Origin of the sequence: Pseudomonas sp. MMS21 TM103, from assembly GCF_022132145.1 — a bacterium.
GTDB lineage: Bacteria > Pseudomonadota > Gammaproteobacteria > Pseudomonadales > Pseudomonadaceae > Aquipseudomonas.
Genome location: NZ_JAJISP010000002.1, coordinates 629,034 through 651,083 on the forward strand (window position 1 = coordinate 629,034; position 22,050 = coordinate 651,083).

Sequence of the window (22,050 nt, forward strand, 5' to 3'; positions counted from 1 at the left end):
ATGACCCCGATTTTCTCGCGCCTCACCTTCGCCCTGCTTGCCGCAGGCTTGGCCATCAGTTCCTTGCCCCTGAATGCCGCCATCAATCCGGTCACGCCCAGTACCACCCAGCAGGAAGAAAGCTGGACGATCAATCTGAAGGGCGCCGATATCCGCGAATTCATCGAGCAGATCGCGCAGATCACCGGGGAAACCTTCATCGTCGATCCGCGGGTCAAAGGCCAGGTCAGCGTGGTATCGAGCACGCCCCTGACCCTCAGCGAGGTTTATCAGCTGTTTCTCTCGGTGATGGCCACCCATGGCTTCAGCGTCCTCACCCAGGGCGAGCAGGCGCGCATCGTGCCTAACGCCGAGGCCAAGGCCAATGCGGGGCAAGGCCCAGCAGCGCCGGATCGCCTGGAAACCCGCCTGATTCAAGTGCAGCACACCTCGGCAACCGAACTCATTCCCTTGCTGCGCCCGCTGGTGCCGCAATATGGCCATCTGGCCGCAGTCACCTCGGCCAACGCCATCATCATCAGCGATCGCAGTGCCAATATCGCGCGCGTCGAGGAGCTGCTGCACCAGCTCGACCAGAAAGGTGATCGCGATTACAGCGTGCTCGACCTGCAGCATGCCTGGGTCATGGATGCCGCCGAATTGCTCAATAAAACGCTGGAGCGTGGCCAGGCAAAAGGTTCTGCCGGTATCCAGGTGATCGCCGACTCGCGCACCAACCGCCTGATCATCCTTGGCCCGCCAGCAGCGCGCGCCAAGCTGGTGGCCCTGGCGCAATCGCTGGACAGCCCGACCAGTCGTTCGGCCAATACCCGGGTGATTCGCCTGCGCCATAACGACGCCAAAACTCTGGCAGAAACCCTCGGCGAGATCTCCGAAGGGCTGAAAACCCAGGGCGACGGCGAGTCCAGCGCAAGACCGCAGAAGATCCTGATCCGCGCCGACGAAAGCCTCAACGCCCTGGTGCTGCTGGCCGATCCGGATATGGTGGCGACCCTCGAAGACATCGTCCGCCAGCTCGACGTACCGCGCGCCCAGGTGATGGTGGAGGCGGCCATCGTCGAAGTCTCTGGCGACATCAGTGACGCCCTTGGCGTGCAGTGGGCGGTGGACGCCCGCGGCGGCACGGGTGGCCTGGGCGGGGTGAATTTCAGCGGCACGGGCCTCTCGGTCGGCTCGGTGCTGAGTGCGATCCAGGAGGACACCATCCCGAGCAATCTACCGGATGGCGCCATCATCGGCCTCGGCAGCAACAGCTTCGGCATGCTGATCACCGCGCTGTCGGCCAATACCAAGAGCAACCTGCTGTCGACCCCCAGCCTGCTGACCCTGGACAACCAGAAAGCGGAGATCCTGGTCGGCCAGAATGTGCCCTTCCAGACCGGTTCCTTCACCACCAGCGCTTCGGGGGCGGACAACCCGTTCACCACCATCGAGCGCCAGGACATCGGCGTGACCCTTAAAGTCACCCCGCACATCAACGAAGGCGCCAGCCTGCGCCTGGAGATCGAACAGGAAATCTCCTCCATCGCCCCCACTACCCAGGGGGTCAATGCGGTGGACCTGATCACCAACAAGCGCTCGATCAAGAGCACCATCCTCGCCGAAGACGGTCAGGTCATAGTGCTCGGCGGGCTGATCCAGGATGACGTGACCCAGACCGTCTCGAAAGTGCCGCTACTCGGTGATATCCCCCTGCTCGGCCGCTTGTTCCGCTCCAACAAGGACACCCGCATCAAACGCAACCTGATGGTGTTCCTGCGCCCCACGGTGATCCGCGACGCCGCGGGCCTGGCCGCACTCTCGGGCAAGAAGTACAGCGATATCCGGGTGCTCGGCGACGTGCGCAGCGATTACCGCCCCGGCATCCTGCCGCGCGACCCCGGCAAACTGTTCGATCGCGACCCTACGCCGGCCATCGACGTACGCCAGTAAAGCCCCGCCCATGAAAAAGCCTATGTAGCAGTTATGGCTTCAGGGAAGCCGAGTATTTGTTCCTGAAGTTGGAAGTTACCCTGCGCGACGAACATAAAAAAACCGCGTCTAACGACGCGGTTTTTTTGTGGCCAGGCCCTGCTACATGGCTACGTCTCAGCGATACGCCTCGAACAAGCCGGTAGCGCCCATGCCGCCACCCACACACATGGTGACGATGCCGTAACGCAGGTTTCGCCGCTGCAGCTCACGCACCAGATGACCGACCTGGCGCGAGCCGGTCATGCCGAACGGGTGGCCAATCGAGATCGAGCCGCCATTGACGTTGTACTTTTCATTGTCGATGCCCAGGCAATCACGGGCATACAGGCACTGCGAGGCAAAGGCTTCATTCAGCTCCCACAGGTCGATATCGGCAACGCTCAAGCCCTTGGTCTTGAGCAGCTTCGGCACCGAGTACACCGGGCCGATGCCCATTTCGTCAGGCTCGCAGCCAGCGACGACGAAGCCGCGGAAATAGGCTTTTGGTTCGAGGCCCAACTCCAGGGCTTTCTCCAGGCTCATCACCAGGGTCATGGAGGCGCCATCGGACAACTGCGAGGCGTTGCCGGCCGTTACAGAGCCGTCATCGGCAAACACCGGCTTGAGTCCGGCCAGGCTTTCCAGGGTGGTGTCGGCACGGTTGCAGTCGTCGCGATCGACCACCGCGTCGAGCAGCTGCTTCTCGCCAGTGGCCTTGTCTTCGACCAGGTACTTGACGCTCATCGGCACGATTTCGTCGCTGAACAGGCCTTCGGCCTGGGCTCGCGCGGTGCGCTGCTGGCTCTGCAGGGCATAGGCGTCCTGGGCTTCGCGGCTGACGTTGTAGCGCCGTGCGACGATCTCGGCAGTCTGGCCCATGGGGTAATAGATACCCGGTACATCCTTTTGCAGGATGGGGTTGAACAGATTGTCGGTGTTCATGCTTTTCATGGTCATGGTGATCGACTCGACACCACCGGCGACGATGATCTCGCTGCAACCCGAGGCGATCTGGTTGGCGGCAATGGCGATGGCCTGCAGACCCGAAGAACAGAAGCGGTTGAGGGTCATGCCAGCAACCTGGGTGCCCAGGCCGGAAAGCACTGCCACGTTGCGACCGATGTTCATGCCTTGGGCGCCTTCGTTGGAGCCGGCACCGACAATGCAATCTTCGACCAGCGCCGGGTCCAGGCCACTGCGCTGCAGCAGCGCATTCACGCAATGAGCCGCCATATCGTCCGGACGGGTCTGGTTGAACTTGCCACGGAAGGATTTGGCCAGGCCAGTCCGCACGCTATCGACAATCACCACTTCACGCATGATGCACCTCATTGTTGTTGACGTTGAATATGCCGTGAGAATAAGGCTGAACAATCCCGGCCTGCGACGATCATTCACCAGTCGTATGCGCGGCCATCGTTGCCTGGCCGGATTCTCGCCATGCTAGGCTGCATCGGCGGAGACCCTCAGTCCTTGGCAAACGCCGCCTCCAGCGCCTCATTGATGGTGCGCAGCACCTTGACCCTGGCAAAGCGCTTGTCATTGGCCTCGACCAATGTCCAGGGCGCAATCTCGGTACTGGTCCGGTCGACCATATCGCCCACGGCATCGCGGTACTGCGGCCACTTCTCGCGATTGCGCCAGTCGTCCGCGGTGATCTTGAAGCGCTTGAAGGGGGTCTGCTCACGTTCCTTGAAGCGCTGCAACTGGGTGTCCTGGTCGATCGCCAGCCAGAACTTGACCAGCACCATGCCGGCGTCAGTCAGTTGCTCTTCGAAGTCGTTGATCTCGCCATAGGCACGCAGCCAGTCAGCGGGACTGCAAAACCCTTCGACCCGTTCCACCAGCACCCGGCCGTACCAGGAGCGATCGAACATAGTGAACTTGCCACGCGCCGGGATATGCCGCCAGAAACGCCACAGGTAGGGCTGCGCGCTCTCCTCGTCGGTCGGCGCCGCTACCTGCACGATGCGGTACAGGCGCGGATCGAGCGCCGCCGTCACACGGCGAATCGCGCCCCCCTTGCCGGCGGCATCGTTACCCTCGAACACCGCCAGCAGGGCATGCTTGCGCATGCGTTTGTCGCGCAACAAACCCGACAGCCGCGCTTGCTCGGTGATCAGTAGCTCGTTGTACTCATCCTTGTCCAGCGCCTGGCTCATATCCAGGCTGTCGAGCAAGCTCAGATGATCCAGGCTGGGCGTCGGCGGCGGCGCATGGGGCTGAACCTGCGACTGGCCACTGGCTTTGAGCGCAGCTTGCAAGCCATCGAGGAGAATTTGCCCGACCGTCAGGCTGCGGTAATTCTCGTCCACGCCTTCGACCACATACCAGGGCGCAAATTCACGACTGGTGCGGCGTAGCACCCGTTCGCCGACCCGCACATACTTGTCGTAGGTTTTCGACTGTTGCCAGTCCAGCGGGCTGATGCGCCAGCTGTGCAAAGGGTCGTCCTGCAACGACTTGAGGCGCGCCTTCATCTGCTTCTTGGACAGGTGGAACCAGAACTTGAAAATCAGCGCGCCCTCGTCACAGAGCATGCGCTCCAGGGCCGAGGCCGCATCGATGGCCTGATCCAGTACGGCATTCTTGAAATGGCCCTGCACCCGCCCCTGCAGCATCTGGCTGTACCAGTTGCCGAAGAAAACCCCCATGTGCCCCTTGGGCGGTAACTGTCGCCAATAGCGCCAGGCCGGTGGCCGGGCCAGCTCCTCGTCAGTCTGTTGATCAAAGGTACTGACCTGGATCAGGCGCGGGTCCATCCACTCGTTGAGCAGCTTGACCGTCTCACCCTTGCCGGCCCCCTCGATACCGCAGAGCAGGATGATCACCGGAAACCGCCCCTGACCTTTCAACTCGTACTGGGCTTCCAGCAATGACTCACGCAACTCCGGCACGACGGCATCGAAGGTGGCTTTATCGACGGCGTGGCCAATCTCGGCGGACTCGAACATGACTAGCTCCCTGATCTGATCAGCAGAGCCTAGCGGATCGCGCGAGCGATGAGGTGAACCATCTGCGCTTGCCCGGCAGATCGAGCCGCGCGCCGGGTCGGCCCGGCGACAAAAGCCACGGCGCCCCCTGAAGTGCTCGGGCAACCGCGTTAGAATGCCCGCCTGCTCAATCTGGTGCCCTTGCCATGCCCGACACGCCGCTCGACCTACCCGACACCCAACCCGCGCAGCTCGACTGGGACGCCGAGGGGCAGCCATTATCGCGGCTATTCGGCGATGTCTATTTCTCCAACCAGAACGGCCTGGCCGAAACCCGCCATGTGTTTCTCGCCAATAACGATCTGCCGGCGCGTTTCAGTGCCCTGGGCGAGGCTGAGCAGCTGGCGATAGGCGAAACCGGCTTCGGCACCGGGCTGAATTTCCTCTGCGCCTGGCAGCTGTTCGAGCAACAGGCGTGTCCTGGTGCGCGGTTGCACTTCGTCAGTGTCGAGAAATACCCGCTTACCCATGGCGACCTGCAGCGCGCCCTGGCCTTGTGGCCAGAGCTGGCGCCCTTCGCCCACGAGCTGCTGGGCCAGTACGTCGCCCTGCACCCGGGCTTCCAGCGCCTGATCTTTGCCGGCGGACGGGTGATCCTGACCCTGTTGATCGGCGATGCCCTGGAGCTGCTGCCGCAACTCGACGCACGCATCGACGCCTGGTTTCTCGACGGTTTCGCCCCGGCGAAAAACCCGCAGATGTGGACCCCGGAACTCTTCGTCGAACTGGCCCGGTTAAGCGGGCCCGGCACCAGCATCGGCACCTTCACCAGTACCGGCTACGTGCGTCGCCGCCTGAATGACGCCGGCTTCAAGATGCAGCGCGTGCCGGGCCTGGGCAACAAGTGGGAAGTACTCAAGGGCCAGTTCATCGGCACCGCCGTGGGCGCCGGCAAACCCTGGTTCGCCCGCCCGGCGCAGCGCCACAGCCAACGCCAGGCACTGGTCATAGGCGCGGGGCTGGCCGGCTGCGCCACGGCGGCCAGCCTGGCGGCACGCGGCTGGCAGGTGACCCTGCTGGAACGCCACGCCACTATTGCCGCGGAAGCCTCGGGCAACCCGCAAGGCGTGCTCTACCTCAAGCTGTCGGCCCACGGCACGACGCTGTCGCGCTTGATCGTCAGTGGCTTCGGCCACACCCGCCGCCTGCTCGAGCAGCTGCAAAAAGGCCGCGACTGGGACAACTGCGGGGTACTGCAACTGGCCCTCGACAGCAAGGAAGCGCAGCGCCAGGCGCAACTGGCGGCGGCCTTCCCCAGCGATCTGCTGGTCAGTCTCGACCAGGCCAGCGCCGAAGCCAAAGCCGGCATCCAGCTGCCGGCCGGCGGCTTGTTCTACCCGCAGGCCGGCTGGGTCCACCCGCCAGCGCTGTGCCGGCTGCTCGCCGAGCAACCGAACATTCGCCTGCAACTGCACCGGGAGGCGCTGGAGTTACGTCGCGACGGCCAAGCCTGGCAGGCCTGGAACGGCGAACAGCTGCTGGCCAGTGCCGCCGTGGTGGTGCTGGCTGGCGCCGCCGAGATCAAGCGCTTCCCCTACAGCGCCGAACTGCCGCTCAAACGCATTCGCGGGCAGATCAGCCGCCTGCCGGCCACCGCACAGAGCTCGGCACTGCGCAGCGTGGTCTGCGCCTCGGGCTATATCGCCCCGGCGCGCCTCGGCGAACATACCCTGGGCGCAAGTTTCGACTTCAACAGCGACAACCTGACGCTCAACAGCGCCGATCATGCGGACAACCTGGCATTGCTGGAGGAAATATCGCACGACCTGGCCGATCGCCTGTGCAGCGCCCAACTCGACCCGGCGCAGCTTGAAGGCCGCGCGGCCTTTCGTTGCACCAGCCCGGACTACCTGCCTATCGTCGGCCCCCTGGCCGATCGCCCGGCGTTTATTGAGGCCTATGCGGTGCTGGCCAAGGATGCCCGCCAGGTGCCGGATGCCCCCTGCCCCTGGCTCGACGGCTTGTATATCAACAGCGGCCACGGTTCGCGCGGGCTGATCACCGCGCCCTTGTCCGGTGAACTGATTGCCGCCTGGCTCGATGCGGAACCGTTGCCCGTGCCCCGGGATGTCGCCGAGGCCTGCCATCCCAACCGTTTCGCCCTGCGCACGCTGATCCGCAACAGCAACCCCGGCAACCGCACAACCACGCCCTAGGGCGCTACTCGCCGCAGGCAGTCCACCCGGGATAAACGCTGCGGCGCAAAAATGGCGGGCTGTCGCTTGGCTCCGAGCGAAACACCGCCCGGTGCGCCCTACCCGCAAGCGGAGCACCTATGGCTCGTGCGGCGTAAAGCGGCGGGTCTGGTGCCCAGAAGAATACCTCTAGCGCCTCACTCCATCTCGCCGCAGAGTTCCGCCGCGCGCAGCAGCGCGGCGGTCAGGCTGTGTCGTTCCCACTCCTTGAGCGCGGCGAAGCGCCGGCGAAACTCCGGCGGCAGCAGCGTCGGCGCTTGCTGCACCAGTTCACGGCCGGCATCGCTGAGCAGCAACCACTGGCGGCGCCGATCCTGATCGTCACGCTGGCGCTGCAACAGGCCGCGCTCCTCCAGACGGTCGAGCATGCCCGACAGGGTCGCCGCCGTGAGGCTGACCCGTCCGCTCAGGTCGCTGGCAGTCAGACGGGCCTCACCGGCCAGCACCTGCAGGATCATCAACTGCATAGGGCTCAGCCCGCCGAAACGGGCCAGGCGCTTGGCATGCACCTCACCGGCCTGCTGCAGGCGTCTGAGCGACTGGAAAATCGGCAGATCGAACGCTGTCACAGATGACAGTTCTATTTCAGTAGGAACTATTTTTTCAGCCATACACGCCATCCAAGTCACCCTATCACTTTGACATGAAAGCATTTATTTGTTTCCCTGTAAAAGGCTCGGCAAGTCCGAGCCACTCCCCAACGGCAATACCGGTAAGGAATTATGTGCGGAATAGCTGGAGAATTACGTTTTGACCAACGACCGGCCGACCTGGCTGCAGTCGAGCGAATCACCCACCACTTAGCCCCGCGCGGTCCCGACGCGCATGGCTTTCACAGCCAGGGTCCAATCGCCCTCGGCCACCGCCGGCTGAAGATCATGGATCTCGCCGAAGCCTCCGGCCAGCCGATGATCGACAGCGACCTCGGCCTGTCCATGGTGTTCAACGGCGCCATCTACAACTACCCGGAACTGCGTACCGAGCTGCAAGGCCTTGGCTATCGCTTCTTTTCCGGGGGTGACACCGAGGTACTGCTCAAGGGCTATCACGCCTGGGGAGCGGACCTGCTGCCCAAGCTCAACGGCATGTTCGCCTTCGCCGTGTGGGAGCGTGACACCCAGCAACTGTTCATCGCCCGTGACCGCCTGGGGGTCAAACCGCTGTACCTGTCGCGCACCGGCCAACGCCTGCGTTTCGCCTCCAGCCTGCCGGCCCTGCTGCAAGGCGGCGATATCGGCAAGACCCTCGACCCCATCGCACTCAACCACTACCTGAACTTTCATGCCGTGGTACCGGCGCCGCGCACCATCCTCGCCGGCGTGGAGAAACTCCCCGCGGCCAGCTGGATGCGCATCGACGCCCAGGGCAACTGCGAACAGCAGACCTGGTGGAACCTGCAGTTTGGCGCGCACAGCGATGAAGTCGATTACAGCCTGGAAGACTGGAGCGAGCGCGTCCTCGATGGCATGCGCGAGGCGGTGTCGATCCGCCAGCGTGCCGCCGTGGAAGTCGGCGTTCTGCTGTCCGGCGGCGTCGATTCAAGCCTGCTGGTCGGCCTGCTGCGCGAGGCCGGGGTGGAACAGCTGTCGACCTTCTCCATCGGCTTCCAGGATACCGGTGGCGAGCGTGGCGACGAGTTCCAGTACTCCGACCTGATCGCCGAGCGCTTCAATACCCGGCACCATCAGCTGCGCATCGGCGAGAACGAGATTCTCGAACAACTGCCGGCCGCCTTCCGCGCCATGAGCGAGCCGATGGTCAGCCATGACTGCATCGCCTTCTATCTGCTGTCGCGCGAGGTGGCCAAGCACTGCAAGGTGGTGCAAAGCGGCCAGGGCGCCGACGAACTGTTCGCCGGCTACCACTGGTACCCGCTGGTGGACGGCGCCGAGGATGCCTTCGCCGCCTACCGCCAGGCGTTCTTCGACCGTGATCACGACGAGTACGCCGCCTGCGTACAGCCTGCATGGCTGACGGGCGACATGGCCGGCGACTTCGTCCGCCAGCACTTCGCCCAGCCCGGCGCCGATGCCGCAGTGGACAAGGCACTGCGCCTGGATAGCACGGTGATGCTGGTCGACGACCCGGTCAAGCGGGTCGACAACATGACCATGGCCTGGGGTCTCGAAGCGCGCACGCCGTTCCTCGACTATCGTCTGGCCGAGCTTTCCGCGCGCATTCCCGGTCGTTTCAAGCTGCCCAACGGCGGCAAGCACGTACTCAAGGAGGCGTCGCGCCAAGTCATTCCGGCTGAAGTGATCGACCGCCAGAAAGGCTACTTCCCGGTGCCGGGCCTCAAGCACCTGGAAGGCGCTACCCTGGGCTGGGTGCGCGACCTGCTGGTCGATCCGAGCCAGGATCGCGGCTTGTTCAACCCGGCCATGCTCGACCGCCTGCTGACCGACCCGCATGGCCAGCTCACACCGCTGCGCGGCTCAAAGCTGTGGCAGATGGCGGCGCTCAACCTGTGGCTGAGCGAGCAAGGCCTGTAACACCGTCATCTCCGTCAGGGTGGATGTAACCAGCGACATCCACCCGCTCCCTTGTGGAGTGCGTACCGTCGCCATAGCCCGGATGCAATCCGCGGATGTCGCGACACCCTTAGCGCCCCGGCAGCCAATCCGGGCGCGGCCAAACAGCAAAGGACACTTCTCCAATGCGCGCCACTGCCTTCAACCAACGTCTTCTGCGCGGCCAGGCGCCCTCCTACGAGCGTCTGCAGGCCCGCTTTGCCGAAGATAACGGCACCGAACCCTGCCAACCCCTGGCCCTGCACTGCGGCTGGGGCCGTCTGTTGATTGGCCATACCTACCCTGACGCGGCAGTGCTGGCGCAAGAATTGTTGAGCGAGCAACCGGGCGAGCGCGATATCGCCCTGTACGTCGCCGCCCCGCAGCAGGTGTTGGCGCAAGCGCCGCAACAGTTGTTTCTCGACCCCTCGGACACCCTGCGCCTGTGGTTCAGCGACTACCGTCCGGCGCACAGCGGCTTTCGCGGCTACCGCATCCGCCGCGCGCAGAATGCCGAGGACTGGCAGGCGATCAACTGCCTGTACCAGATGCGCGGCATGCTGCCGATCGACCCAGGAAAACTCACCCCACGCCATCAGGGTGGGCCGGTGTACTGGCTGGCCGAGGACGAAGACAGCGGCGCGGTGATCGGCAGCGTCATGGGCCTCAACCACCTCAAGGCCTACCGGGATCCGGAGCACGGCAGCAGCCTCTGGTGCCTGGCGGTCGATCCGCGCTGCAACCGCCCCGGGGTCGGTGAAGTACTGGTGCGCCACCTGATCGAACACTTCATGAGCCGCGGCCTGAGTTACCTCGACCTCTCGGTGCTGCACGACAACCACCAGGCCAAGGGGTTGTATGCCAAGCTCGGCTTTCGCGAACTGCAAACCTTCAGCATCAAGCGCAAGAACAGTATCAACCAGCCCCTGTTCCTCGGCCCCGGCCCTGAGGCCGACCTCAACCCCTATGCCCGGATCATCGTCGACGAAGCCCTGCGTCGCGGCATCGAGGTGCACGTGGACGACGCCGACGCCGGCCTGTTCACCCTGAGCCACGGTGGCCGGCGTATCCGCTGCCGCGAATCGCTGACCGACCTGACCAGCGCGGTGAGCATGACCCTGTGTCAGGACAAGCGCCTGACCCACCGCACCCTCAGCCGCGCCGGCCTCAGCCTGCCGGCCCAGCGCCTGGCCGGCAGCGCCGAAGAGAACGCCGCCTTCCTCGCCGAACATGGCAGCCTGGTGGTCAAGCCGGTGGACGGCGAACAGGGCCAGGGCGTCGCGGTCGACCTGCACAGCCCGGCCGAGGTGCAGGACGCCATAGAACGCGCCGAGGTATTCGACAGCCGCGTGCTGCTGGAAAGCTTTCATGAGGGCCATGACCTGCGCATCCTGGTGATCGGCTACGAGGTGGTCGCCGCAGCCATTCGCCGCCCGGCCGAAGTGATCGGCGACGGCCGTCACTGCATCGGCGACTTGATCGACGCGCAAAGCCGTCGCCGCCAGGCGGCCACTGCTGGTGAAAGCCGCATTCCCAAGGATGCGGAAACCCTGCGCACCCTGCATGCCGCCGGGGTCGACTACGCCAGCATCCTGCCCCAGGGCCAGCGCCTGGCCGTGCGCAAGACCGCCAACCTGCACACCGGCGGTTGCCTGGAGGACGTCAGCGCAATTCTCCACCCGGCGCTGGCCGAGGCGGCGGTGAAAGCCGCGCGAGCGCTGGATATCCCGGTGGTCGGCCTCGACCTGCTGGTGCCGGCGGCCGACCAGGCCGAACACGTGTTCATCGAGGCCAACGAACGCGCTGGCCTGGCCAACCACGAGCCCCAACCGACCGCCGAACGCTTTATCGACCTGCTGTTCCCACTGAGCCGGGTGGGCTAACACGGCAGAGCGGAACCTGTAGCCCGGATACGCCTTGGCGCACTCCGGCTACATGCTTGCCGCACGACCCTGCCGCGCAACAAAGCACCCATTCTAGCGGCACGCAAGGAGACGTTAATGCAGCAACTCCCCGAACCCGATCTCGACTACCTGCAAAAAATCCTCCTGGAAATGCTTGCCATTCCCAGCCCGACCGGCTTTACCGACACCATCGTGCGCTATGTCGCCGAACGTCTGGAAGAGATCGGCATACCCTTCGAGATGACCCGTCGCGGCACCATTCGCGGCACCCTGAAAGGCAAGCAAAGTAGCCCGGACCGGGCGGTGTCGGCTCACCTCGACACCATCGGCGCGATTGTCCGCGAGCTGAAGGACAGCGGCCGCCTGGCCCTGGCACCCGTGGGCTGCTGGTCGAGCCGCTTCGCCGAAGGCAGCCGGGTCAGCGTATTCACCGATCACGGGGTGATCCGCGGCAGCGTATTGCCGCTGATGGCGTCGGGGCATGCCTTCAATACCGAGGTGGATCAGCTGCCGATCAGCTGGGATCACGTCGAGTTGCGCCTGGACGCGTACACCACCACCCGCGCCGATTGCGAGTCGCTGGGCATCTCGGTGGGCGATTTCGTGGCCTTCGACCCCTTGCCGGAGTTCACCGAAAGCGGCCATATCAGCGCCCGCCACCTGGATGACAAGGCCGGCGTCGCCGCTCTGCTCACGGCGCTCAAGGCCATCAAGGAAAGCGGCCTGGAAGCGGAAATCGATTGCCATCCGCTGTTCACCATCACCGAGGAAGTCGGCTCCGGCGCCGCCGCCGTCCTGCCCTGGGACGTCAGCGAGTTCGTCGGCATCGACATCGCCCCGGTCGCGCCCGGCCAGCAGTCCAGCGAGCACACGGTCAGCGTGGCCATGCAGGACTCCGGCGGCCCCTACGACTATCACCTGTCCCGGCACTTGCTGCGCCTGGCCAGCGAGAACGAGATCCCGGTGCGCCGCGATCTGTTTCGCTACTACCACAGTGACACGCAATCGGCCGTCACTGCCGGCCATGACATCCGCACGGCCCTGCTGGCCTTCGGCTGCGATGCTACCCACGGCTACGAACGCACCCATATCGACAGCCTCGCCAGCCTCAGCCGCCTGCTCAGCGCCTACCTGCTGAGCCCGCCGGTGTTCGCCAGCGACGCGCAACCGGCCCAGGGCTCATTGGAGCGCTTCAGCCATCAACTGGAACACGATGCCCAGATGGCAAGCGAAACCCGCGTGCCGACCGTCGACAGCCTGCTCGGCCAGCGTGACAAGGACGCTTGAAGGCCAACCCACATCCGGGCAAAGTGGCTGACATGTAATGTCCGGCGTGGCGCGTTTCACGCGCCCCCGCTAACGATAATGGGGGGGCGCGGATGCCGCGTATCTGTCTGGCGGTGCTATTGCTCTGGCTTTGTGGCCCGGCGTGGGCGTTATTACCTGTCGAGCTGGATAAACCAGAACTGCGCCTGTCGCTCGGCTCCGCCATGGGTTATCTGCAAGACCCGGACGGCAGCCTGACCCTCGAACAGGTCAGCACCCTGGCCGACGAGCGTTTCGAACGGGTCCAGGGCGACCACGCCAACCTTGGCAAAAACAGTTCGGTCTGGTGGTTCAAGGTGCGCCTGCACAACAGCCTGGCGCAGGATCTGGCGGGCTATCTGGAAGTCAATTACCCGCTGCTCGATGATATCCAGATCTACCTGAGCGGCAGCGACGGTAACTGGCTCATGCAGGAAAGTGGCGACCGCTACGCATTCACCCAGCGCCCGGTGCAGGTGCGCAACTTCTGGTTTCCAGTCACCCTGCCCGCGGGCGAGCACACCTTGCTGGTGCGCGTGGACACCAGCAGCACGGTCTTCGTACCGCTGTTTTTCAGTACCCATGATGCCAGCGCGGCCGCCCAGGAAAGCCTCATGGGCCTCAATGGCGCCTTCTACGGCGTACTGTTCGCGATGTTCTGCTACAACCTGTTCCTGTTCATCTCACTGCGCGAAGCGGCCTACTTCTGGTACCTGGTCTACAGCCTGAACATCGGCCTGTTCAGTGCCAGCTTCGACGGCACGCTGTTCAAATTGCTGCCGCAGCACATCGACCTCCAGTCGACCAGCATCTACATCCTCATGTTCCTCCACTGCCTGAGCGCCAGCCAGTTCAGCCGTCACTTCCTGCATACCCAGCAGCATTTCCCCCGCCTCGACCTGGGCCTGCGCCTGTTCATGCTGGCCACGCTCGGCTGCCTGCTGTCGCTGCCGCTGATCGGCCTGCAAGCCTGGAATATCCTGGCCAGCCTGACCGTACTGGCGGTCTCCCTACTGCTATTGCTCAGCGGCGCCTATGTCTGGCGCCGAGGCTTGCGCTACGGTTCCTATTACATCCTCGCCTGGGGCATCCTGCTGGCCTCGTTCATCATTGCCACCTCGGGTTCGCTGGGGCTCGAACTGTTCGGCCTGTACGGCGCCGCGGTGGTCAAAGTCGGCGTGACCATTGAGCTGATCGCCTTGTCCATCGGCCTGGCCGATCGCATCAACATCCTCAAGGAAGAAGGCTTCCAGTCGCGCCGCGCCGCCGAACAGGCGGAAATCGAAAACCAGGCCAAGAGCCGCTTCCTGGCCATGATGAGCCACGAGATCCGCACCCCGCTCAATGGCGTACTGGGCATGCTGCAACTGCTGCGGGAAACACCGTTGGATCGCAGCCAGCGCCTCTATGTCGACACCATCTCCAGCTCCGGCAGCTCCTTGATGGCGGTGATCAACGACATCCTCGACTACGCACGGATCGAATCCGGCAAGCTGAGCCTGGAACATATCGACTTCGATCTCGAACAACTGACCTCCGACACCCTCGGCCTGTTCGCCGGGCAAGCCGTGGACAAGCACCTGCGCCTTTACATCAGCTTCGATGCGGACGTGCCGCGCTGCATCCGCGGCGACCCGACCCGGGTCAAGCAGATATTGATGAACCTGCTGAGCAATGCCCTGAAATTCACCGACGCAGGGCATGTCGCAGTCAATGTCTTCCGGCGCAACGACTCCCTCGGCACCGCGCACCTGGTGTTCTCGGTCAGCGACAGCGGCGTCGGCATCAACCAGGAGAATCAGGCCCGGCTCTTCGAGTCCTTCTCCCAGGGTGACTCCAGCACCACCCGGCGCTATGGCGGCAGCGGTCTCGGCCTGGCAATCAGCAAGGAGCTGGTGGAAATGATGCACGGACGCATCGAAGTACAGAGCAGCCCAGGCCAAGGCACACGCTTCGCCTTTGACATCCCCCTCGATGGCGAAACAGACGAAGTCGATGCCCTGAGTCTGCTGCTCAAGGGCCGCACCGCCCTGCTCTGCTCGCTCGACGGCCTCGGCCTGGACGCCTTGAGCCGCCTGCTCGGACGCTGGGGGATGTGCACCGAGCACTGCCAAAACCCGGACAACCTGCACAACTACCTGGACGACTTCGCAGTCGCACCGCTACTGGTACTGATGTCACCCTGGCCCGGCAGTGCCAGCCACTGGCTGGACTCACTGCGCCCGCACCTGCAACCCGGCCAGCGCATCATGCTGCTCTGTCCACCCCAGCAAGGCCAGCAGTTGCCACCCAGCACCGGACTGCGCCTGCTCAGCCTGGCACAACCGCTAACGGTCAGCGCCCTGCGCGCCACGCTGGTCGAGCTCTATGCAGAACACCGCGTCGAAGTACTCAGCCCGCCCCGCGTAGCACGCCTCGACCAGGATGTAACCCCGTGCATCCTGGTCGCCGAAGACAACCCGGTGAACCAGATGGTGGTGCAAGGCTTCCTGAAGAAACGCGGCTATAGCGTGCGCCTGGTCAGCAATGGGCTGGCGGCACTCAACGAATACCAACGCGACCCGGCGGCAATACAACTGATCCTGATGGACTGTGAAATGCCGGTGATGAATGGTTTCGAAGCGACCGAAAAAATTCGCCAACTGGAGCGCCAACAACACCTGGCGGCGGTACCCATCGTCGCCCTGACCGCGCACACCCTCGACGAACACCGCCAACATGGCTTCGACGTCGGCATGGACGATTTTCTCGGCAAACCACTGGACAGCGCTCAGCTCTACGGCACCCTGGAGCGTTATCTGCTCGAGCAAACCATGCAAGACACATAAGCCGAAATCGCAAAGGCCAGATAACCCGTAGGGCGTACTCGCGCGGCAGTAGGTCGCAAGCGCTGGGCGCCGCAATCTGGCGGGCTGTCTTACACGCCGAACAGAACGCCGCCCGGAGGCCTGCTTGAGCGCGCAATGGCACTCAAGCAGGCGGATCAACTGCGGGCATGGCCAGCAGGCCCACGGCGCGTTAGCATCGTCGCTGCGTTCTGGAGATACAAACCGTGCTGATCCCCGCATCCCTGCTCGAAACCGACACACTCACTCGCCTGATCGAGGACTTCGTCACCCGCGAGGGCACCGACAACGGCGACGAAACGCCCCTACAAACTCGCGTGCAACGTGTACGCCGCGCCCTCGACAAGGGCGAAGCGGTCATCGTCTTCGATCCGGAAAGCCAGCAATGCCAGCTGGCCTTGAAACGCGACGTGCCCAAGGAGTGGCTGCAAGCGCCCGGCGAGTGACAGGCGGCATCAGCCTGCTCAGGCACCCATCGTGCGCTGAATGATGCGCTCGGGCGGCGCGTAAATCGCCGCTGAAGCCCCACCTGGGTTTCGACCTGCAAACCAGCCAGCTGGCTTTGCGCGCGACTGCCCGTTGTCATAGACGACGGACAGTCGCTGGTGATCAACCGTGCGCGGTCAAACGCCAGGCGCGGTGGATCTTAGGATTACGGGCAAAATCCGGATCCAGGGTCGCGGCGCTGATTTCCTCCAAGCCATAACGCGCCGCGAGCCCCTCATCGAGCTGGAACTTGCGGAAGTTATTGGAGAAATACAACACGCCGCCCGGCGCCAGGCGCGCCATGGCCAGGTCGATCAACTGCACGTGGTCGCGCTGGATGTCGAACACGCCTTCCATGCGCTTGGAATTGGAGAAGGTCGGCGGGTCGATGAAGATCAGGTCGTATTCACCGCGATCCTCCTCCAGCCAGCTCATCACATCGGCTTGTTCCAGCCGGTTCTTGTCCGAGAAGCCATTGAGCGACAGGTTGCGCCGCGCCCAGTCCAGGTAAGTCTTCGACAAATCGACGCTGGTGGTGCTGCGCGCGCCACCCTTGGCCGCATGCACGGTCGCCGTGGCGGTGTAGCAATACAGGTTGAGGAAACGCTTGCCGGCCGCCTCACGCTGGATCCGCAGGCGCAAGGGCCGGTGATCGAGAAACAGCCCGGTGTCGAGGTAATCGGTAAGGTTGACCAGCAGCTTGACCCCGCCCTCGCCAACCTCCAAGAACTGGCCCTGCGCGCTCTGTCGCTGGTACTGCTTGGTGCCGCTCTGGCGCTCGCGACGCTTGATCACCACCTTGTTCTTGTCGATGTTCAGCGCCTGGGGAATCGCCGCCAGGGCATCGAACAGGCGCGCCTGGGCTTTTTCCGGGTCGATGGATTTGGGCGCGGCATATTCCTGCACATGCACCCAGTCTTCATACAGGTCGATGGCCAGGGCGTACTCCGGCATATCGGCGTCGTACAGCCGGTAGCATTCGACGCCTGCCTTGCGCGCCCATTTGCCCAGCTGCTTGAGGTTCTTTTGCAGACGATTGGCGAACATCTGCCCACCCTCGCTGAGGCGCGCCTGCTCGACGACAGGGGCCGGCAGCGGTTTGACCGGATTGCCGTTCTTATTGTACTGACGCTCCAGCGGCTCCAGCGGTGCCTTGTCGGCTTCAGCCTGTTCACGCTCGCGTTCGCGCTGCTCGGGCGTACGTCGCTCGCCGGTGACGAACTGCTCCGGCTGCACCTTGATCAGCAGCAACTTGCACGGCAAGGCGCCGTTCCAGAAGGCATATTGCTTGTGGCTGCGAATGCCCATCCGCTTGCCCAGATCCGGCGCGCCGGTGAACACCGCCGCCTCCCAGCCCATGCAGGCCTGGCGCAGACGTTCGCCGAGGTTCTGGTACAGATACAGCAGGCTGGCCTCATCACCCAGGCGCTCGCCATAGGGGGGATTGCAGATCACCAGGCCTTTCTGATTCTGGTCGGGGCGCGGCTCGAAGGTCGCCAACTCGCCCTGGTAGACCTTGATCCAGTGGCTCAGTCCGGCCCGCTCGATATTGTTGCGCGCCGGCTGAATCAGACGCGGATCGGCCTCGTAACCACGAATCCACAACGGCGGCTTGGCCAGCCCTTCGGTCGCACGCTGCTCGGCTTCAGCGTGCAGCTTCTTCCACAGGGCCGGGACATGACCCTGCCAGTGGCTGAAGCCCCACAGCTCACGCTTGAGGTTCGGCGCGATGTCGGCGGCGATCATGGCCGCCTCCACCAGGAAGGTGCCGACACCGCACATGGGATCGGCCAGAGCGCCGCCCTCGGCGGCAATACGCGGCCAGCCTGCACGCATCAGCACCGCAGCCGCGAGGTTTTCCTTCAGCGGCGCAGCGCCCTGCTGCAGGCGATAGCCGCGCTGGTGCAGGCTATGCCCAGACAGGTCGAGCGAAAGAATCGCTTCGCCGCGATCCAGGCGAAGGTGCACGCGCATGTCGGGATTGAGCTTGTCGATCGACGGCCGCGTGCCGTCTTTCTGCCGCAACTTGTCGACGATGGCATCCTTGACCTTCAACGCCCCGAAGTGGGTGTTGTCGATCCCTGAGCCATTGCCGCTGAACTCCACGGCCAGGCTGCCGTTGGGTTCCAAGTGCTCGAACCAGTCGACCTCCAGCACGCCCTCGTACAGGCTTTCGGCGTCCTGGATCGGGAAGCGCTTGAGCACCAGCAATACCCGGTTGGCCAGGCGCGACCACAAACACAGGCGATACGCCGTCTCCAGCTCGGCAACTCCCCGAATGGCGGATGTATGCTCGCGCGCCTCCTCCAGCCCCAGGTTGCCGGCTTCTTCAAGCAGCAAGCCCTCCAGGCCCTTGGGGCAGGTGAGAAAGAGTTCGTAACGATCCGACATGGGAATATCCAGTGCCTAAGGCAGTAAACGGCAGGTGAGCGAGTCAACACGGCCAAAATAAGTGACAAAACGTCGCAAGGCGACCCTTCATCGGAATAAACAGAGCGTGCAACCGCGAGTTATTCGCGGTGGCAAAACACCAGTACGCAGGCTGCAAACGCCCGTACCATCGGTGGCCGCCCCAAGAAACAGAATCTTTTGCGTGTCGCCTTATGGCTTGAACGGCAAAAGTGTTACTTCCTTATGACAAAACGATCATTCCCAGGCACCTAAGCATTCGTTAGAAATCTACCCAGGCCTTCGTTGCAACGATGAGGGCGCGAGGCAGAACCGCCACGCCGGCAGCGGATTTCTCCTCTGGCAGATTTTTCTGCCTGACCTCGCGACGACGAGGTCGACGAGGTCTAAGGGACATAACAGTCAACATTGAGGGCAGCACCCTATGAGAAGACTTAAGCGTGATCCGTTAGAAAAAGCTTTTTTGCGCGGCTACCAATACGGCATCCATGGCAAATCCCGCGAAATGTGTCCTTTTACTCTTCCTTCGGTTCGTCAAGCCTGGTTAAACGGCTGGCGCGAAGGTCGCGGTGACAACTGGGACGGACTGACCGGCACCGCTGGCATCCATCGACTCAACGAACTCCACGCTGTCGGCTAACAGGCTACTAACTAACCCTAGGAAACTACCGACTTCACATGCACGCCCCATCCGGGCGGCGGGCGAGAGCCCAGGGGCTCCTTCAGGGAGCCCCTTTTTATTGCCTGCGCTACCGCGCCCGCTAACCATTCCCGACCATCACCAAGGCCGCTCAAACCTTGCGTGGCAAGCCAGCGATCGCATCCACCGCCTCGCGGATCAGTGCCGGCCCCTTGTAAATGAACCCGGAATAAATCTGCACCAGGCTCGCCCCGGCGGCGATCTTCTCGCCGGCGTGCTTGCCTTCGGTGATGCCGCCTACGGCAATGATCGGCAAACGCCCCGCCAGTTCGGCAGCCAGAACCTTGACGATATGGGTGCTCTTGTCGCGTACAGGCGCGCCGGACAACCCGCCGGCCTCGTCGCCGAACTCCAGGCCCTGGACGCCTTCCCGGCCCAGGGTGGTATTGGTGGCAATCACCGCATCCATGCCGGCCTCGACCAGCGCCTTGGCCACCTCGACGGTCTCTTCGTCGCTCATGTCCGGAGCGATCTTGATGGCCAGCGGCACGCGCTTGCCATGCTGCCGGGTCAAGTCTTCCTGACGAAGGCGCAAGGCTTCGAGCAGCTGCTTGAGCGAGTCGCCGAACTGCAGGCTGCGCAAGCCCGGGGTATTCGGCGAGCTGACGTTGACCGTCACGTAACTGGCGTGGGCATAGACCTTGTCCAGGCAGAGCAAGTAATCGTCCACCGCTCGCTCGACCGGGGTATCGAAGTTCTTGCCGATATTGATGCCCAGCACGCCCTTGTACTTGGCCGCCTGCACCCTGCTCAGCAGATGGTCGACACCGAGGTTATTGAAGCCCATGCGATTGATGATGGCCTCGGCTTCCGGCAGCCGGAACAACCGCGGCTTGGGGTTACCCGGCTGCGGACGCGGTGTCACGGTGCCAATCTCGACGAAGCCAAAACCGAGCTGGGCAAAACCGTCGATAGCATCGCCATTCTTGTCCAGACCGGCCGCCAAGCCGACCGGATTGGCGAATTCCAGTCCCATCACCTTGACTGGCAAACTCGCCGGTGCCTTGCACAGCAGGCCATTGAGCCCCAAACGTCCACCAGCACCGACCAGATCGATGGTCAGCTCGTGGGAGGTTTCCGGGGAGAGTTTGAACAGTAGCTGGCGGGCCAGGGTATACATGGGCAGGCTTAGCTCGATAATGACGAAGTCGGAAAGGCGGCGATTATACAGGCCGGGGGAACAGCTAGCGAGCGAAGGTCGAGCAAGCCCCCGGACCGGGCACAACGCCAGCAGAAACTGCGAGTGGTATCAGAGCGCCAGCTCGAGAACGTCTCTAGGTACTCGCGGCAAGGGGCGCTCGCACTAGGCGGGTTTTTTTCACACGCTCAGCCCAGGCGGCGCAAGCCGAGTAACTGGCCGGTCGAGTTAAACTCCAGCTCGAAGCATCCGTAGACGCCTTCGTGAGTCAAAAACGGTCGAAAATGATGGGCCGGCACACTGACCCGCCTGCCATCACGACTCTGCACCAGGATGCGGTTCGCCCGCCCCTGATAGACCGCACGCATGCGCTCGGCAGATAACGCGAGATCCAGCAGCAGACTGGCCATGCAGACACCTTGGAAAATGAATGCGCTCATCTTGCCACAAGCAACCACCAATCTCCGTCCAGAACCCGCCATTTTGAGCAGCAAAGCCTGTGCAACTGCCGTGTGGCTCTGCCACACTTGCGCCGGTGTCCTTGGAGTTCGCACCCGGTCATGAGCCTGTTCGATCACCCCTCCTCCCTCAGCTCACGCCTTGCCGCCCTGATCCAGCGCCTGGGCTGGAGCGGCCGTGCGCCGCGCTTGATCCTGGAACGCGCCAGCCGTCTGGATCTGCCCTTCAAAGCCATGCCCTCGACCCGCGACAGCATCTGCTGGCTCGAAGGCCCGCCACTGCAACGCCTGGTCGAACTGCCGCGCGACGCCCTGTCTGGCCCGGTGCAGGAAGACAAAGCCCAAGCCCATGCGGTACTTGTTCAGGTCGTCGAGGTGCAACAGCAGCAACTGGCATCGTTCGACCTGCGCCTGATCGACGGGCTGAGCAGCTGCGACCCCGAACAGGTCCACGTCACCAGCTTCGAGGAATACGCTGCCAGCGAAGCCTGCCGCCAGGTGCGCATCATCAGCTACAAAGACTTCGTCAAGACCATCAGCCAGGCCTTGCCCCGCTTCCTCGCTGGCGAATGCATCAGCCTGCGCCAGGCCAGCTGGCACGGCGAGCGGATATTCTGGGGCGGCGAGCAACATAGTGAAGCCTTGGCCTGCGCCGTCGCCTATGCGCGCCGCCGCCAACTGGAAATACTCCTACCTGCCGAACTGTCCAGCTACCGCTTGAGCAGTAGCGGCCTGACCGAACTGCAACAGCGCTATCACGTCCTGGCCATGCCTGGCGCAGCCTGGAGCGACCCGGCGTTCATGAGCCTGCTGCTGGATACCGGCCTGCCCTATGCCCGCCTGTCACTGCTGCGCAGCCCGGGCGCACCGGAGTTTCTCCTGCTGCCCAAGCACTCCACGGAGGCCACCGCCCTGGGCGAAGGTCTGCGCCTGGCCGGTGCACCCGATGTGGTGCACTACCTGCAAGGGCTTGCAGCGGCCAAAACCGAGACAGCGCCGGCCCAAGGCGCAGCATTGTTGCCTTAAGACAAGGCTGCTCACCCATTAACGGTGGCATCTCGCGTTTTTCGGATGGGCCGTACGGTCTTGCGCTCTAGCCCACCGCCGCCAAATAAGCAGCCTTGGTGGGCTGCAGCCCAGGCTTTGCCCTCAA

The 22,050-nt window shown here is 63.6% G+C and carries 15 protein-coding genes; 9 read left to right on the forward strand and 6 right to left on the reverse strand.

The annotated features are described in order from the left end of the window. The gene (gene gspD / locus LJY18_RS09940) at window positions 1-1,932 is read left to right on the forward strand and encodes a type II secretion system secretin GspD (RefSeq protein WP_238041640.1); all 1,932 of its coding nucleotides are present in this window, start codon (window positions 1-3) and stop codon (window positions 1,930-1,932) included. A gap of 156 nt (window positions 1,933-2,088) precedes the next feature. Here the strand turns inward: gspD and LJY18_RS09945 are convergent, their stop codons facing one another. Continuing rightward, entirely contained in the window at window positions 2,089-3,273 is a 1,185-nt protein-coding gene (locus LJY18_RS09945; protein WP_238041641.1) for a thiolase family protein, read from the reverse strand. 146 nt (window positions 3,274-3,419) lie between these two features. Next, window positions 3,420-4,907: a polyphosphate:AMP phosphotransferase gene (pap, locus tag LJY18_RS09950; protein WP_238041642.1), complete on the reverse strand. Its 1,488-nt coding sequence runs from the start codon at window positions 4,905-4,907 to the stop codon at window positions 3,420-3,422. A gap of 185 nt (window positions 4,908-5,092) precedes the next feature. On the opposite strand from pap, the gene mnmC reads away from it, so the two are divergent. Then, window positions 5,093-7,102 carry a bifunctional tRNA (5-methylaminomethyl-2-thiouridine)(34)-methyltransferase MnmD/FAD-dependent 5-carboxymethylaminomethyl-2-thiouridine(34) oxidoreductase MnmC gene (mnmC, locus tag LJY18_RS09955; RefSeq protein ID WP_238041643.1) on the forward strand — a complete coding sequence of 670 codons (2,010 nt, stop codon included), beginning with the start codon at window positions 5,093-5,095 and terminating at the stop codon, window positions 7,100-7,102. A 176-nt stretch (window positions 7,103-7,278) separates the two neighbouring features. On the opposite strand, the gene LJY18_RS09960 is transcribed toward mnmC, so the two are convergent. Continuing rightward, window positions 7,279-7,752, reverse strand: coding sequence for a MarR family winged helix-turn-helix transcriptional regulator (locus LJY18_RS09960; protein ID WP_238041644.1), 474 nt, complete (start codon window positions 7,750-7,752; stop codon window positions 7,279-7,281). A 111-nt stretch (window positions 7,753-7,863) separates the two neighbouring features. Here LJY18_RS09960 and LJY18_RS09965 point away from each other — a divergent pair, with 111 nt between their 5' ends. The 5 genes from LJY18_RS09965 to LJY18_RS09985 all read left to right on the forward strand — a co-directional run bounded on the left by LJY18_RS09965 (window position 7,864) and on the right by LJY18_RS09985 (window position 16,152). Continuing rightward, on the forward strand, window positions 7,864-9,633 hold the full coding sequence (locus tag LJY18_RS09965; protein ID WP_238041645.1) for an N-acetylglutaminylglutamine amidotransferase: 1,770 nt from the start codon (window positions 7,864-7,866) through the stop codon (window positions 9,631-9,633). Between the two features lie 164 nt (window positions 9,634-9,797). Continuing rightward, window positions 9,798-11,534, forward strand: a complete 1,737-nt coding sequence (gene ngg, locus LJY18_RS09970) for an N-acetylglutaminylglutamine synthetase (protein ID WP_238041646.1) — start codon at window positions 9,798-9,800, stop codon at window positions 11,532-11,534. A 117-nt stretch (window positions 11,535-11,651) separates the two neighbouring features. Continuing rightward, window positions 11,652-12,842: an osmoprotectant NAGGN system M42 family peptidase gene (locus LJY18_RS09975; protein ID WP_238041647.1), complete on the forward strand. Its 1,191-nt coding sequence runs from the start codon at window positions 11,652-11,654 to the stop codon at window positions 12,840-12,842. 92 nt (window positions 12,843-12,934) lie between these two features. Next, on the forward strand, window positions 12,935-15,688 hold the full coding sequence (locus LJY18_RS09980; protein WP_238041648.1) for a hybrid sensor histidine kinase/response regulator: 2,754 nt from the start codon (window positions 12,935-12,937) through the stop codon (window positions 15,686-15,688). A 224-nt stretch (window positions 15,689-15,912) separates the two neighbouring features. Continuing rightward, window positions 15,913-16,152 carry a YheU family protein gene (locus LJY18_RS09985; protein ID WP_238041649.1) on the forward strand — a complete coding sequence of 80 codons (240 nt, stop codon included), beginning with the start codon at window positions 15,913-15,915 and terminating at the stop codon, window positions 16,150-16,152. Window positions 16,153-16,315: 163 nt separating this feature from the next. Here the strand turns inward: LJY18_RS09985 and rlmKL are convergent, their stop codons facing one another. Beyond that, the gene (gene rlmKL / locus LJY18_RS09990) at window positions 16,316-18,583 is read right to left on the reverse strand and encodes a bifunctional 23S rRNA (guanine(2069)-N(7))-methyltransferase RlmK/23S rRNA (guanine(2445)-N(2))-methyltransferase RlmL (protein ID WP_238041650.1); all 2,268 of its coding nucleotides are present in this window, start codon (window positions 18,581-18,583) and stop codon (window positions 16,316-16,318) included. 442 nt (window positions 18,584-19,025) lie between these two features. On the opposite strand from rlmKL, the gene rmf reads away from it, so the two are divergent. Then, complete coding sequence (gene rmf / locus LJY18_RS09995) at window positions 19,026-19,241, forward strand: ribosome modulation factor (protein ID WP_079201465.1); 216 nt, start codon at window positions 19,026-19,028, stop codon at window positions 19,239-19,241. 151 nt (window positions 19,242-19,392) lie between these two features. Here rmf and LJY18_RS10000 read toward each other — a convergent pair whose 3' ends face one another. Further along, the gene (locus tag LJY18_RS10000) at window positions 19,393-20,421 is read right to left on the reverse strand and encodes a quinone-dependent dihydroorotate dehydrogenase (RefSeq protein ID WP_238041651.1); all 1,029 of its coding nucleotides are present in this window, start codon (window positions 20,419-20,421) and stop codon (window positions 19,393-19,395) included. A gap of 206 nt (window positions 20,422-20,627) precedes the next feature. Continuing rightward, complete coding sequence (locus LJY18_RS10005) at window positions 20,628-20,849, reverse strand: DUF2835 family protein (protein WP_238041652.1); 222 nt, start codon at window positions 20,847-20,849, stop codon at window positions 20,628-20,630. A gap of 150 nt (window positions 20,850-20,999) precedes the next feature. On the opposite strand from LJY18_RS10005, the gene LJY18_RS10010 reads away from it, so the two are divergent. Next, complete coding sequence (locus tag LJY18_RS10010; protein ID WP_238041653.1) at window positions 21,000-21,923, forward strand: DUF6685 family protein; 924 nt, start codon at window positions 21,000-21,002, stop codon at window positions 21,921-21,923. Window positions 21,924-22,050: the final 127 nt, after the last annotated feature.

Excerpts from the sequence above, each read along its gene's own strand:
- LJY18_RS10000 (WP_238041651.1), bottom strand. The coding sequence starts at position 20,421 with ATGTATACCCTGGCCCGCCAGCTACTGTTCAAACTCTCCCCGGAAACC.
- mnmC (WP_238041643.1), top strand. The coding sequence starts at position 5,093 with ATGCCCGACACGCCGCTCGACCTACCCGACACCCAACCCGCGCAGCTC.
- ngg (WP_238041646.1), top strand. The coding sequence starts at position 9,798 with ATGCGCGCCACTGCCTTCAACCAACGTCTTCTGCGCGGCCAGGCGCCC.
- LJY18_RS09980 (WP_238041648.1), top strand. The coding sequence starts at position 12,935 with ATGCCGCGTATCTGTCTGGCGGTGCTATTGCTCTGGCTTTGTGGCCCG.
- rlmKL (WP_238041650.1), bottom strand. The coding sequence starts at position 18,583 with ATGTCGGATCGTTACGAACTCTTTCTCACCTGCCCCAAGGGCCTGGAG.
- gspD (WP_238041640.1), top strand. The coding sequence starts at position 1 with ATGACCCCGATTTTCTCGCGCCTCACCTTCGCCCTGCTTGCCGCAGGC.
- pap (WP_238041642.1), bottom strand. The coding sequence starts at position 4,907 with ATGTTCGAGTCCGCCGAGATTGGCCACGCCGTCGATAAAGCCACCTTC.
- LJY18_RS09965 (WP_238041645.1), top strand. The coding sequence starts at position 7,864 with ATGTGCGGAATAGCTGGAGAATTACGTTTTGACCAACGACCGGCCGAC.
- LJY18_RS10010 (WP_238041653.1), top strand. The coding sequence starts at position 21,000 with ATGAGCCTGTTCGATCACCCCTCCTCCCTCAGCTCACGCCTTGCCGCC.
- LJY18_RS09945 (WP_238041641.1), bottom strand. The coding sequence starts at position 3,273 with ATGCGTGAAGTGGTGATTGTCGATAGCGTGCGGACTGGCCTGGCCAAA.
- rmf (WP_079201465.1), top strand. The coding sequence starts at position 19,026 with ATGAGAAGACTTAAGCGTGATCCGTTAGAAAAAGCTTTTTTGCGCGGC.
- LJY18_RS10005 (WP_238041652.1), bottom strand. The coding sequence starts at position 20,849 with ATGGCCAGTCTGCTGCTGGATCTCGCGTTATCTGCCGAGCGCATGCGT.
- LJY18_RS09975 (WP_238041647.1), top strand. The coding sequence starts at position 11,652 with ATGCAGCAACTCCCCGAACCCGATCTCGACTACCTGCAAAAAATCCTC.
- LJY18_RS09960 (WP_238041644.1), bottom strand. The coding sequence starts at position 7,752 with ATGGCTGAAAAAATAGTTCCTACTGAAATAGAACTGTCATCTGTGACA.